Source organism: Streptomyces ortus (assembly GCF_026341275.1).
Classification (GTDB): domain Bacteria; phylum Actinomycetota; class Actinomycetes; order Streptomycetales; family Streptomycetaceae; genus Streptomyces; species Streptomyces ortus.
The window spans coordinates 8,035,978-8,048,323 of sequence record NZ_JAIFZO010000002.1 but is presented as its reverse complement, the minus strand read 5'-3'; the positions used below and the strand labels follow the sequence as shown (position 1 = coordinate 8,048,323).

General features: G+C 71.9%; 13 protein-coding genes. 8 read left to right on the top strand and 5 right to left on the bottom strand.

From position 1 onward, the window contains the following. Positions 1–124 precede the first annotated feature (124 nt). The 4 genes from K3769_RS38315 (at position 125) to K3769_RS38300 (ending at position 4,404) form a co-directional block, all read left to right on the top strand. Positions 125–1,183 (top strand): FecCD family ABC transporter permease, encoded by a 1,059-nt coding sequence (locus tag K3769_RS38315; protein ID WP_372515119.1) that lies wholly within the window; start codon positions 125–127, stop codon positions 1,181–1,183. 131 nt (positions 1,184–1,314) lie between these two features. Next, complete coding sequence (locus K3769_RS38310) at positions 1,315–2,337, top strand: FecCD family ABC transporter permease (protein ID WP_372515188.1); 1,023 nt, start codon at positions 1,315–1,317, stop codon at positions 2,335–2,337. A gap of 212 nt (positions 2,338–2,549) precedes the next feature. Next, positions 2,550–3,326: an ABC transporter ATP-binding protein gene (locus K3769_RS38305; RefSeq protein WP_267031725.1), complete on the top strand. Its 777-nt coding sequence runs from the start codon at positions 2,550–2,552 to the stop codon at positions 3,324–3,326. 49 nt (positions 3,327–3,375) lie between these two features. Then, complete coding sequence (locus K3769_RS38300; protein WP_267030814.1) at positions 3,376–4,404, top strand: iron-siderophore ABC transporter substrate-binding protein; 1,029 nt, start codon at positions 3,376–3,378, stop codon at positions 4,402–4,404. 107 nt (positions 4,405–4,511) lie between these two features. Here the strand turns inward: K3769_RS38300 and K3769_RS38295 are convergent, their stop codons facing one another. Then, entirely contained in the window at positions 4,512–5,630 is a 1,119-nt protein-coding gene (locus tag K3769_RS38295) for a dipeptidase (protein WP_267030813.1), read from the bottom strand. Further along, positions 5,627–6,937 carry an amidohydrolase family protein gene (locus K3769_RS38290; protein WP_267030812.1) on the bottom strand — a complete coding sequence of 437 codons (1,311 nt, stop codon included), beginning with the start codon at positions 6,935–6,937 and terminating at the stop codon, positions 5,627–5,629. Before K3769_RS38290 ends, K3769_RS38295 begins: the two co-directional genes overlap by 4 nt. Positions 6,938–7,130: 193 nt before the next feature. Here K3769_RS38290 and K3769_RS41000 point away from each other — a divergent pair, with 193 nt between their 5' ends. The 4 genes from K3769_RS41000 to K3769_RS38270 all read left to right on the top strand — a co-directional run bounded on the left by K3769_RS41000 (position 7,131) and on the right by K3769_RS38270 (position 10,879). Next, positions 7,131–7,916, top strand: a complete 786-nt coding sequence (locus K3769_RS41000) for an IclR family transcriptional regulator (protein WP_267030811.1) — start codon at positions 7,131–7,133, stop codon at positions 7,914–7,916. Next, on the top strand, positions 7,913–8,863 hold the full coding sequence (locus tag K3769_RS38280) for an ornithine cyclodeaminase family protein (RefSeq protein ID WP_267030810.1): 951 nt from the start codon (positions 7,913–7,915) through the stop codon (positions 8,861–8,863). The genes K3769_RS41000 and K3769_RS38280 overlap by 4 nt, the downstream gene beginning before the upstream one ends. 232 nt (positions 8,864–9,095) lie before the next feature. Further along, a complete protein-coding gene (locus K3769_RS38275) occupies positions 9,096–10,238 on the top strand; it encodes an FAD-dependent oxidoreductase (protein WP_267030809.1) in 1,143 nt (380 codons plus the stop codon). Positions 10,239–10,420: 182 nt separating this feature from the next. Further along, positions 10,421–10,879, top strand: coding sequence for a hypothetical protein (locus K3769_RS38270; protein WP_267030808.1), 459 nt, complete (start codon positions 10,421–10,423; stop codon positions 10,877–10,879). On the opposite strand, the gene K3769_RS38265 is transcribed toward K3769_RS38270, so the two are convergent. From K3769_RS38265 to K3769_RS38255, 3 genes are read right to left on the bottom strand one after another with little or no spacing between them, the layout of a single operon-like run. Continuing rightward, positions 10,876–11,502, bottom strand: coding sequence for a dihydrofolate reductase family protein (locus tag K3769_RS38265; protein WP_267030807.1), 627 nt, complete (start codon positions 11,500–11,502; stop codon positions 10,876–10,878). The genes K3769_RS38270 and K3769_RS38265 overlap by 4 nt on opposite strands. Then, a complete protein-coding gene (locus tag K3769_RS38260) occupies positions 11,499–12,011 on the bottom strand; it encodes an SRPBCC domain-containing protein (RefSeq protein ID WP_267030806.1) in 513 nt (170 codons plus the stop codon). The genes K3769_RS38265 and K3769_RS38260 overlap by 4 nt, the downstream gene beginning before the upstream one ends. After that, positions 12,008–12,346: an ArsR/SmtB family transcription factor gene (locus K3769_RS38255; RefSeq protein WP_267030805.1), complete on the bottom strand. Its 339-nt coding sequence runs from the start codon at positions 12,344–12,346 to the stop codon at positions 12,008–12,010. The genes K3769_RS38260 and K3769_RS38255 overlap by 4 nt, the downstream gene beginning before the upstream one ends.

Here is a 12,346-nt window from a genome sequence, read left to right as displayed (position 1 = left end):
TAGTGGACGGAACACCCGGTTCCGTAACTCTGCGCTGCCCGCGAGCGGGCGGACAAGGACGACCTCACGTGTGCTTCGCCCCGTCGCCGTACACCCACGGCACGCACCCTCGGATACGCGTCGCGTGACCGTCCCCCTCTCGCCGCCCGGACCCGCCGACGCCACGCGCGCCCGCCGCCGCCACGGCAGCCCCGCACTCGGCGCGGGCCTGCTCGGGGCCGCCCTGGCACTGGCCGCCATGAGCGTGCTCAGCCTCGCCGTCGGTTCGGGTGACGTGGCGCTGCACGACGTGGCGGCCGGGGTGTTCAGCCCCGACCGCTCCGTCCACGGCCAGATGATCATCCAGGAGGTCCGCCTCCCCCGCACGCTCGCCGGTCTGCTCGCCGGTTCGGCGCTCGGGGTCGCCGGCGCCCTGATGCAGGGCATCGCACGCAACCCCCTCGCGGATCCGGGCCTGTTGGGCGTCAACGCGGGCGCCTCCGTGACCGTCGTCCTCGCCATCAGCGTGCTGTCGCTGACCGAGCCCGCCGAGTACATCTGGTTCGGTTTCCTCGGGGCCTGTGTCGCCGCCGTCCTCGTGTACGGGATCGGCAGCCTGGGCCGCGAGGGTGCGACGCCCGTGAAACTGGCCCTCGCGGGAGCGGCCACCACCGCCGTGCTGGGCTCCCTCACCAGCGCCATGCTGCTCAGGGACAGCCGGACGTTCGACCAGTTCCGGTTCTGGCAGGTGGGCGCGCTCAACGGCCGTGACCTCGATGTCCTGTGGCAGGCGCTCCCCTTCATCGCCGTCGGCGGAGTGTCGGCCCTGCTGCTTGGCCCCTCCCTCAACGCCCTCGCTCTCGGCGACGACCTCGCGCGCGGTCTGGGGCAGCGCATCGTCGCCGTACGGCTGACCGGCGCCGCGAGTGTCGTGCTGCTCTGCGGCGCGGCCACCGCGATCGCCGGACCGATCGGGTTCCTCGGCCTGGCGGTTCCGCACGCGGCACGTCTGATCACCGGCCCCGACTACAAGTGGATCCTCCCCTACAGCGCACTGCTCGCACCGGCCCTGCTGCTCTTCGCGGACGTCGTGGGGCGCCTGATCGCGCGCCCCGGTGAGGTACAGGTCGGTGTGATCACCGCCGCGCTGGGCGCCATCCCCTTCGTCCTGCTCGTCCGCCGCCGGAACGTGGTCGAACTGTGAACCGCAGGACCACCTCCGCGAGCGGTACGGCCGCCGCACACCCGGAGCCGACCGGCGCGGTCGGCGCGACCGGCGCGACCCTCGCGGTCGGTACGGTTGGTCGCCCCTCCCCCGCCGCCGCACACGACGCCGTGGCCCGGCTGGTCCGCGTCAGACGCCGTCGGCGGGCCCGTGGCGCCCTCGTGAGCGGCGTCCTGCTCGCCGTCGTCCTCGCGGCGTTCGCCCTGTCCCTCACCACCGGCGACTTCGTCATTCCGCTCGCCGACGTGCTCGCCACCCTGGCCGGGGGCGGCGACGGGGGAACCCGGTTCGTCGTCCTCGAACTGCGCCTGCCGCGCGCCCTGCTGGCTCTGCTGGTCGGCGGCTGCTTCGGTCTCTCCGGAGCGGTGTTCCAGGGTCTGCTGCGCAACCCGCTCGCCAGTCCCGATGTCATCGGCGTCAGCGCGGGAGCGAGCGCCGCCGCCGTCCTCGCGAGCATGGTCCTCGGGCTGAGCGGGATCGCGCTGTCGGCGGTCGCCCTGACGGGTGCGCTGCTGACCGGGGCGGCGGTGTACCTGCTGGCCTGGCGCAAGGGGATCAGCGGCTACCGCCTGGTCCTCGTGGGCATCGGCATCGGTACGGGCCTGTCGAGCGTCATCTCGTACGTCATGACGCGGTCGGACGTCACCGAGGCCCAGAACGCCTTCCTGTGGCTGACCGGCAGTCTCAACGGCCGCTCCTGGACACACTTCTGGCCCCTGTTCGGCGGGGCGGTCGTGCTGCTGCCCCTGGCGCTGGTGGGCTCGCGCGCCCTGCCGGCCCTGCAGTTGGGCGACGAGGCCGCCGGCGGTCTGGGAGCGCGGGTCGAGCGGGACCGGCTCGCCATGCTGGCCTGCGCGACCGCCCTCGCGGGCCTGGCGACGGCCGCCGCGGGGCCCGTCGGATTCGTCGCCTTCGTGTCCCCGCCCATCGCCCGACGTCTGCTCCCCGGACACGGCGCGGCGCTGGTGCCCTCGGCCCTGGTCGGCGCCGCGCTGGTCCTCTCCGCCGACTACGCGGCTCAGCACCTCGTCCCCGGTACGCAGTTGCCGGTGGGGATCGTGACCAGCCTCGTCGGCGCGCCGTATCTGCTGTGGCTGCTCGCGCGCGCCAACCGCGTGGGCAGGGGCGGCTGACCGTGACGCGACGTCCAGACGAAGGTTCCGGCGAGGCCCGCGAACCGCTCGGCACGCTCAAGGAGACGACGGTGACCTCCCCGCACGACTCGTACGACCGGCACGACCCGCAGGACCCGCACGACCCGAGCGAGCCGAACGCCCCGTACGACTCCCCCGTCCCGCACACCCTTCAGGCCCGGGATCTCACGCTCGGCTATGGAGAGCGCGAGATCATCTCGAAGCTCGACGTCGACCTGCCACCCGGCCGCATCACCTGCGTCGTGGGCCCCAACGCGTGTGGCAAGTCCACCCTGTTGCGCTCGATGGCACGGCTGCTCGTGCCGTCGGCGGGGGCCGTCCTCCTCGACGGCCGCAGCATCCAGGAACTGCCCACCCGTCAGGTGGCCGCGACCCTGGGCGTGCTGCCGCAGTCCCCGGTGGCACCGGAGTCCGTCACCGTCGCCGATCTGGTCGGCCGCGGCCGGTATCCGCACCAGGGCTGGTTCCGGCGCTGGACGGCGGCCGACACCGAGGCCGTCGCCGCGGCCATGCTCGCCACCGACGTCCTCGACCTCGCCGACCGGCCGCTCGACGAGCTGTCCGGCGGGCAGCGCCAGCGCGTCTGGATCGCCATGGCCCTGGCCCAGGAGACCGACATCCTGCTGCTGGACGAGCCCACCACCTACCTCGACATCAGCCACCAACTGGAGGTCCTGGACCTGCTCACCGACCTCAACCGGCAGCGCGGTGTCACCCTCGCCGTCGTCCTGCACGACCTCAACCTCGCGTGCCGGTACGCCGACCACCTGATCGCGATGAAGAACGGCCGGGTGGTCGCCGAGGGCAGCCCGACCGCGATCGTCACCGAGGACCTGGTCCACGAGGTGTTCGGGCTGCGCAGCGCGGTCGTCCCGGACCCGGCGTCGGCCACCCCCCTGATCGTGCCGATGGGGCGCCATCACATCACGGCGTCACCGGCCGACGACGCCCGGCCAGGGCGCTTTTGACCCCCGTCACCGTTTCCACCCGCCTCCTTCTCCCGAAAAGAGCACACCCATGTCCCCTCGCCCCGCCGACTCCGGCGTCCGACGCCGCACGGGCCGTACGCGCCTGCTGACCGGCGCCCTCGCGCTCACCCTCATGGGGGCGCCGGCCGCCTGCGGTTCGTCCGACGAGTCCGGCACCCAGGACAGCGCCGCCCAGCCGTCCGACGGCGCGTTCCCGGCGAAGGTCGCCACCAAGTTCGGCACGGTCACCGTGGACGAGGCGCCCAAGCGCGTGGTGGCGCTCGGCTGGGGAGACGCCGAGGCCGCGCTCTCGCTCGGCGTGCAGCCGGTCGGGGCCAGCGACTGGCTCGCCTTCGGCGGCGACGGCCTCGGGCCCTGGGCCAAGGGCCGCTACGACAAGAGCCCGCAGAAGATCGGCACGCTGGAGCCCGAGTACGAGAAGATCGCGGCCCTGAAGCCCGACCTGATCCTGGACACCAAGTCCAGTGGCGACCGGACGCGTTACGACACCCTCAGCAAGATCGCGCCGACCGTCGGAGTACCGAAGGGCGGCGACCAGTACAAGATCTCCTGGGCGAAGCAGACCACCATGGTCGCCCAGGCCCTCGGCCTCTCCGACGACGGCGAGAAGCTGATCGCCGAGACCGAGAAGAAGTTCACCGACGCGGCGAAGGCGCACCCGGAGTTCAAGGGCAAGACCATCACGCTCGGCTCGCGGACCGCTTCCGCCTGGGGCGCGTACGTCCGCGGCACCGGCCGGGTGGACTTCGTCGAGCGGCTCGGGTTCGAGAACAACCCCGCCATCGAGGCCAAGGCCGGGTCCGCGTTCTCCGTGCCCGTCTCGGAGGAGAATCTCAACCTCCTCGACGCCGACCTGACCGTGCTGGCTCCCATCGGCGTCACCGCGAAGAAGATCAGCTCCGATCCCCTCTTCAAGGCCGTACCGTCCGTGCGGAAGGGCCACTCCGTCGTCTTCGACGACAAGAACATCAGCTCGGCCTTCGCGATGGACTCCGTGCTGTCGGTGGACTACGCGCTGGAGCACGTGGTGCCGCTGTTCGCGACGGCCCTCAAGTAGTCCTCAGGGACCACAGGGTCTTTCGGGGCCCTTGGGGGTCAGCGGGCCTCGGGGGCCAGCGGGCCTTGGGGGCCAGCAGGCCTTGGGGGCCAGGGGGCCTTGGGGCCTCACGTGGTCTTCGACCACACCCGGTCCGCGTAGTCGAGGAAGTTGCGTCCGAGGATCTTCTCGATGCGTTCGGAGCGGTATCCGCGCCGTTCCAGGAGGTGGATCAGTTCCCTGAACTGGTCCACCCCGCGCAGATCGAGCACGAAGGGGACCGTGTCGGCGCGCTCGCCCGCCGCGCCGACTCCGGCCGCCCGGCGCAGCGACACATGCTCGGCGAGATCCGCGCGGTAGGCGTCCAGGTCGTCGATCGAGGTGACGGGCCCGTCGGTACCGATGCCGACGTGGTCCTCACCGCACACGTTCACGGCGTGGTCGATGTGCTCGACGACGTCCGCGGCAGTGGCATGACCGGACAGGCTGAGGAACGGCATGAAGTAGATGCCCACGAACCCGCCGCGCGAGGCGACCAGCCGCAGTTCCTCGTCGGTCTTGTTGCGGGGCAGATCGGCGAGCGCCCGGCAGCCGGTGTGGTTGATCGACACCGGCGTACGGGAGAGGGCCGCGGCCTCCAGGCAGGTGCGCTCGCCGCTGTGCGAGAGGTCGACCATCAGGTGGTGTTCGTTGAGTGCCTCGACCACGCGGCGGCCGAAGTCGCTCAGGCCCCGGTTGGCCGGCGCCATGGAGCCGTCACCGATGTGGTTGGCCTGGTTGTAGGTGAGTTGGACGACACGCACGCCCAACTCGGCGAACGTGGCGACTCGGTCGGTGTCATCGCCGACCGCGACGGCGTTCTGGAAGCCGTAGACGACACCGATGCGGCCCGATTCCCGTGCCCGGTGGAGGTCGGCGACCGTGCGCACCTTCAGCAGGTCCGCGGCGTGCTCCCGCACGATCCCGTCCCACACGTCGATCTCGTGCAGCGTGTGCTCGTACGGGGGCAGGTCGCCCATCGTGTAGCCGAGGGTGATGTTGACGGCCGTGAGGCCCGAGGCGTGGGCGTCCGCCAGGGTCCGGGCGTCGATGGTGAGTTGCTCGCTGCTCTGGTTGAGCTGGGCGGCGGCGTCGGCGGACCGGGGCGCGTTGGGGTTGTCGAGCTGCCCGAGCGCGTTGATGATCATAGGCGTGGAGGTCGTCGGCCTGCGGTTCATCGGGTCGTGGGGCATCGGGGTGGAGGTCATCGGGCTTCCTTGTACGCGCCGCGCTCAAAGCGGTGGCCGCGCTTGACGGTGAGGGTGACGCTGCGCAGGTGGTCGATGTCGAGCAGCGGATTCTCGTCCAGGACGACGAAGTTGGCGAGCTTGCCGGGTTCCACGCTGCCCATGATGTCCTCGGCCCCGGCGCTCCGGGCGCCGATCAGGGTGGCCGAACGCAGCACCTCCTCGGGCGGGATGCCACAGCGGCGCACGAGGAACGCCAGCTCCTCGAACAGCGCGGGGAAGGGGTCCCCGGGAGCGGTCTCGTAGTCGGTACCCGTCGAGAGGTCGACACCGGCGCGGTACGCCTGAGCCGTGATGTGCGCGGCGAGCTGGGCGTTGGCACGCGCGCGTGCGGCGTCCTCTGGCCCCTCGCCCATCAGCTCGTCGCTCTCCCACATGCCGGCGGTCGCGTCGAGAACGGTTCCGCGGCGGCACATCAGGGCGAAGAGTTCGTCGAGGTGCGGATCGTCCTCGGCGGCGAACCTCCCGTGGTCGACCCACGGTTTGTCCTTGTACGTCGTCAGCGGCCCGTCGGCGCCCTCGAAGGCGAGCAGCGTGACGTGGGAGACGCTGTCGACACCGGCCTCGACGACCTGTCGGGGCGTGGCGGGAAAGACGGCGGCGTGGGCCCAGACGGGCACGCCTTGCCGGTGTGCCTCGGCGGTGACGGCGGCCACCGTGCGGTGGTCGAGGTCGGCGTACACCTTGATCGCGGCGGCATGGGTGCCGCGCGCCAGGGCCACCGCCACCCGCAGGTCGGTGTCCGGGGTGACGGCCTGCATCCATGGCACGGCGCCCGGGGTCTCCCCCTGGGACACCTGGTGGGTGCGCGGGTCGTCGAAGAAGCCGGGTCCGGCCATCAGCGCGGCGTAGCGGATGTCCGGGCCGGGGATCTCGCCGACGAGGGTGGCCCGCGCGAGGTCGCCGACCTGGCGCAGGTCGTCCGCCATGTCGCGGATCGCCGTGACACCGCTGTGGACGAGGCGGTCGAGGACCGCCTCGGCGGCGGGCCGGTCGGGCGGTGTCGCGATGTGCTGGTGGGAGTCGATGAGACCCGGCATGACGAAGCGTCCGTCGAGGTCGTGGACGCGCGCGTCGGCGGGCAGTGAGGCGGCGATCTCGGCGTCGTCACCGACCGCCCGGATCGACGCGCCGTCGATGACGATCGACGTGGACGGCCGGGGCGCCCGTCCGGTTCCGTCGAACAGCGTGGCACCGCGGTACACGGCGAGCGTGCCGGCGGGTGGCGGGGCGTGCGGGGTCGTCGCTCCCGAGGCCTCGTTCGTCATCTTCGCCTCTCGCTCGTGGGGCTTCCAGCTCGGGGTGGTGCAGTGCGGCGTGCAGCAAGTTGTCGCGCTGTACGCAGGGTTGTTGCGCTGCAGTAGGGTAGGGCTGTTGCGCTGTACGTAACACATGTAACGTCTCCCGCAACATGCGTCACCGTACGCTGCCCCACCCCGACGCCACAAGGAGTGGTCGGACGTGCCCGAAGCACCCCGCACCGCCGTCGACAAGGCCCTGGACCTGGTCGAGGCCGTCGCCCGGTCATCGCACCCCCCGCGCCTGACCGACCTGGCCGAGGAGGTCGGGCTGCACCGCGCGACCGCCTACCGTGTCCTCCTCGATCTGGTACGCCGGGGATGGGTGCTGCGGGCCGGAGACCGCTACCTGCCCGGTACCGCGGTGCTCCAGCTGTCGTGGTCCGCGGCCAGGAACTCACTGACGGCCATCGCCCGCCCGGTGCTCACCGAGCTGTCCGCACGCACCGGCATGATGGCCAACCTCCAGGTCCTGGAGGAGGACCGGTCACGGGTGATCGACGCCGTCCGGCCGGAGCGGCTCGCGATGATCTCCGACCTGATCGGCGAGGGACTGCCCGTCCACCGGTTCGCGGGCCCTCTCGCCCTGGTCGCCGCGCTCGCTCCCGCCGCCCGATCCCCCTACCTGCGTCCCGCCGAAGCGGCCGGACACCCGCTTGAGGGTCCCGACGGGCTGCTCGCCGACCTCGAACGCGCGGAGCGGACCGGATTCGCCGAGGAGCACGGCCGCAGCGAACAGCCCGTCGCCTCGCTCGCCCGCGCCGTTTCCCCCACGTCCGGCGCGCCGGTCTGCGCGGTGACGGTGGTCGGCCTGGACGCCGAGTTCACCCCCTCCCGCCTGCCTGACCTGCGGGAACATCTGCGCGATGCCACCGACGCACTGCGCCGGCTCCTGACCGCCCCCGGCACCTCCAGACCCTCCGCCGACCCCGCGAAGGGACCCGTATGAGCGGCGTCCTCGTTCTCGACCGCGCCCAGACCCGCGCGGCGCTCGACCCACACCGGGTCATGGACGCCGTGGCACAGGCGCTGATCGCCGTCAGCCGGGGCGAGGCCTCCGCACCGCCGCGGGTGGCGGCCCTCGCGCCAGGCGGCCTGCTGGGTGTCATGCCCGGTTATGTCCCCGGACTCGGGCTGGCGGCAAAACTCGTCTCCGTGTTCGCGGACCCGGCTCAGGCGGGACGGAGCAGCCACCGTGGCATCGTCGCCCTCTTCGACCCCGAGGACGGCCACCCGCTGGCCCTCCTCGACGCCGAGTCCCTCACCGGGATACGTACGGCCGCGGCTGCCACCCACAGCGCTCTCGCCCTGGCCGCGCCACGACCCGGCCGCATCGCCGTTCTCGGTGCCGGGGCCCAGGCGCGGGCCCAACTCGCCCTGCTCGCCCTCCTCGACCCCACGACGCCCGTCTCCGTGGCCGGGCGCGATCCACGGCGGGTCCGCTCCGCCGCCGGTCTGCACCCCGCGGCCGAGGCCGCGCCGAACGCCGAAGCGGCCGTACGCGGTGCCGCTGTGGTGTTCTGCTGCACCGGCGCCGTCCAGCCGGTGATCCGCCGGGACTGGCTGGCCCCCGGCGTCCATGTCAGTTCGGTGGGCGGCTCCCACGGTCCCGAGGTGGACGCCGACACCGTCCGCGACGCCCTCCTCTTCACGGAGTGGCCGGGCGCCCACGCCGCCGCACCGCCGGCGGGCGCGTACGAACTGCAGGACCTGCCCGCGGAAAAGCCCGTCGTCCTTCTCGGCTCCGTCCTCTCCGGTACGCATCCCGGCCGCCGGAACGAGACCGGACCGACCCTGTTCAAGTCCACCGGGCATGCCGCTCTGGACGTGGCCGCGGCGCATGTCGCCCACGCTGTCGCCGTCCGCGAGGGCTGGGGCACGGTCGTCGACCTGTGAACGCTGCCGGCCGACCCCAGGGCGAGGGTCCGGTGCCGCTCGCCGGTGCCGCTCACCGGTGCGGGTCACCGCTGCCGTTCGCCCGTGTGGGTCAGCCGTGTCCGTCACCCGTGTCGGTCGCCTGTCGAGGGCTGTCGGTCCGGTGTCGGCGGCCTGTCGGCGAGCGCTGAGACCTTGCTGGAGATCCCGCCGGGCACACCTCCGGCGGGCGTACTACAGGCAAGGAATCCCCATGACCGGTCGGCTCACACACGTCACGATCATCGGCGCCGGGCTCGGCGGCCTCACGCTGGCCCGCGTACTGCACGTCCACGGCATCCCGGCCACTGTCTACGAGGCCGAGGCCTCACCGACGGCACGTGCGCAGGGCGGAATGCTCGACATCCACGACTACAACGGCCAACTCGCTCTGGAGTCGGCAGGCCTCCTCGACGAGTTCCGCGACCTCGTCCTCGAGGGCCGCGAGGCGATACGGGTTCTCGGCGTGGACGGGTCCGTCCTGTTCGACAAGGCCGACGACGGCACAGGGGTCCGCCCCGAAGTGCTGCGCGGTGAACTGCGGCGGATCCTGCTCGACTCGCTCCCGGCCGGCACCGTCCGGTGGGGGCACAAGGTCAGCGGTACCCGCGCACTCGGCGAGAGGCGGCACGAGGTGACCTTCGCCGACGGCACCACCGTCGCCACGGACCTGCTGGTCGGCGCGGACGGCGCATGGTCCCGGGTCAGGCCGCTGCTCACCGCCACCACCCCGGAGTACGCCGGCATGTCGTTCGTCGAGACCTACCTGTTCGACAGCGAGACCCGGCATCCGGCCAGTGCGAAGGCGGTCGGCGGCGGGTCGATGTTCGCACTCACGCCGGGCAGGGCGATCCTGGCCCACCGGGAGACCGAGGGTACCCTTCACGCGTACGTGATGCTCAGCGAGTCGCGGGAGTGGTTCGCCGGCATCGACTTCGGCGACTCCGCCGCGGCCACCATGCGAATCGCGAGGGAGTTCGACGGCTGGGCACCGGAGCTCACCGCGCTGATCACCGGAAGTGAGACCGCGCCGGTCCTGCGCTCGCTCAACGCCCTGCCCGTCGGGCACCGGTGGGACAGGGTGCCGGGGGTGACCCTGCTCGGCGACGCCGCCCACCTCTCGGTCCCGAACGGCGAAGGCGCCAACCTCGCCATGTACGACGGCGCCGAACTCGGCAAGGCCCTCGCCGCCCGCCCCGACGACCTCGAAGGCGCCCTCGCCGAATATGAGCAGGCCATGTTCACCCGCGGCGCCGAAGCCGCCGCCGAGGGCACCGAACTCCATGAACTCCTCTACGGCGCCAAGACACCCGATAGCCTGATCGCCCTGTTCACCGGCGCCGAGCAGACGCCGTAGGGCGAACGCGGTCACCGCGCGGCGGGCGCGGCAGGCGCAGCAGGCGGTGACCGCGCCGGCAGTGGTGGCCGCTCCGGCAGTGGTAGCGGATCCAGCAGCGCTGGCAGGCTTCGTGCGCCATCCGGGCACTCGTGCCGCCGCGGCGGCATATGTGTCCGCGTTCCCCGGGCATGCGGCAGAGCATGAACCAACCGAACGACGGTCCCGACCGCGCCCATCAGCGCCCCGAGGGAGTCAGTGACGAGACCGTGGAAGCGCTCGGTGCGCTGTCCAAGGCACTGGAGACCACCGAACGGGCCCGGGGACACCTGTACTCCTTCCACCAACTGACCGGCGGAGCCGATCTGGAGCTGGACCGCGCGGTCAGGCTCCTCCGCGAGGCGGGCCACACCGAGTACGCCGACCGTGTGGAGCGCGAGATCCTGGGCCGCAACGTGATCCCCGGCCACTGGACTTTCCAGATCGTCGAGGCATACGACGGGACCTACTACCAGCCGTTCAAGGAACTGGAGCGACACGTAGTGCGCGACCTCGCCGACGGGCGCGACCACCTCTACGAAGCCGAGCTGAAGGAGGACCGCCGCACGAAGGGCCACCGCGACCACAGCGCCCGCCCCGACAGCCCGGACACCCCCTCCTAGAGGTGGTCGGTGACGCCCTGGTACTCACCGGTGGGCGCCCGGCCGGTCGTCTCGTATTCGAGGAGCAGCAGGCCGTTCGGTGTCGCTTCGTGGTGGAGCAGTCGCAGGCCGGACGGCGTTCCTGGACCGGTCACCAGACGCCGGCCGGTCCGCAGCACCGTGGGTGCGACGACGAGGCGGAGCGTGTCGATGAGTCCCGCAGCGAGCAGCGCCTCGCCCAGGCGGGCGCTGCCGTGGATCTGCAATTCCCGTCCCGGTCGCGACTTCAGTTCGGCGACCGTCCGGAGCGGGTCGCCGTTGAGCACGGTCGTGGGATGCCAGGCCCCCTCGGTGAGGGTGTTGGAGACGACGTACTTCGGCAGCGAGTTCATCCGGCCGGTGAACGGGTCGTCGGGGTCGGTGATCTTCGGCCAGTCACGGGCGAATGCCTCATATGTACGGCGGCCGAGCAGCAGGCCGTCGGCGAGGTCGAGCCAGTCGGAGACGCGCTGGACGAACGTCCCGTCGATGTGGGGTACGAGCCAACCACCGTGGCTGAACCCGCCGCTGGTGTCCTCGTCCGGCGAACCGGGCCCCTGGCTGACCCCGTCGAGCGTGACGAACTCGGTGAGGGTGATCTTCATCGCGGCGCCATCCCCTCGACGAGTGCGGCCAGTTGACCCGCGACCGTGCCCCAGCCGTCGGCGAAGCCGAGCTTGTCATGGCGGGCGCGGGACCCCGGGTCGCCGTGCCGCACGAGCATCCGGTAGTCCGTACCGTCCGGATGGTCGTGCAGCGTGATCGTGGCGGTCATCGTGACCGGCGCCGGATCCGCCGGACGCCAGGTGCTGTCGATCGCGTTGGTGAACACGATCCGCCGGCCTTCGTCGACAGCCAGGAAGCACGCGTCCAGATGGGGGACGAACGCGGTGCCGTCGTCACTCATCCGCGTCACGAACCCCCCGCCGGGCCGCAGCTCCAACTGGTCCACCCGGCAGCGCATGGGAGCCGGGAGCCACCACCTCTCCAGCCGGGACGGTTCGGCCCAGGCGCTCCACACCGTCGCGCGCGGGGCACGGATGATCCGCTCCAGGCTGAGATCGAGGTCGGGATTCAGGGGAATCACGGGGTCCGCAGGGTTCACGGGGTTCACGGGGTGTTCTCCTCCGGGTCGGTGACGAACTGTTCGAGTCGGTCGGTCCGCTCCTCCCAGGTGCGGCGCTGCTCCGCCAGCCAGTCGTCGACGAGGGCGAGCCGGTCGCGGTTGAGCACACAGGTGCGGACCCGGCCGGTCTTGACCGTGCGGATCAGCCCGCTCGCTTCGAGCGTGCGCACGTGCTTCATGAACGAGGGAAGGGTCATGGGGAACTCGCGGGCGAGTTCGCCGACGCTCGTGGAGCCGCGGCCGAGACGCCGGACGACGGCACGCCGGGTCGGGTCGGCGAGCGCGACGAACACCCCGTCCAGTTGCGCCGAATACTGTGCCAT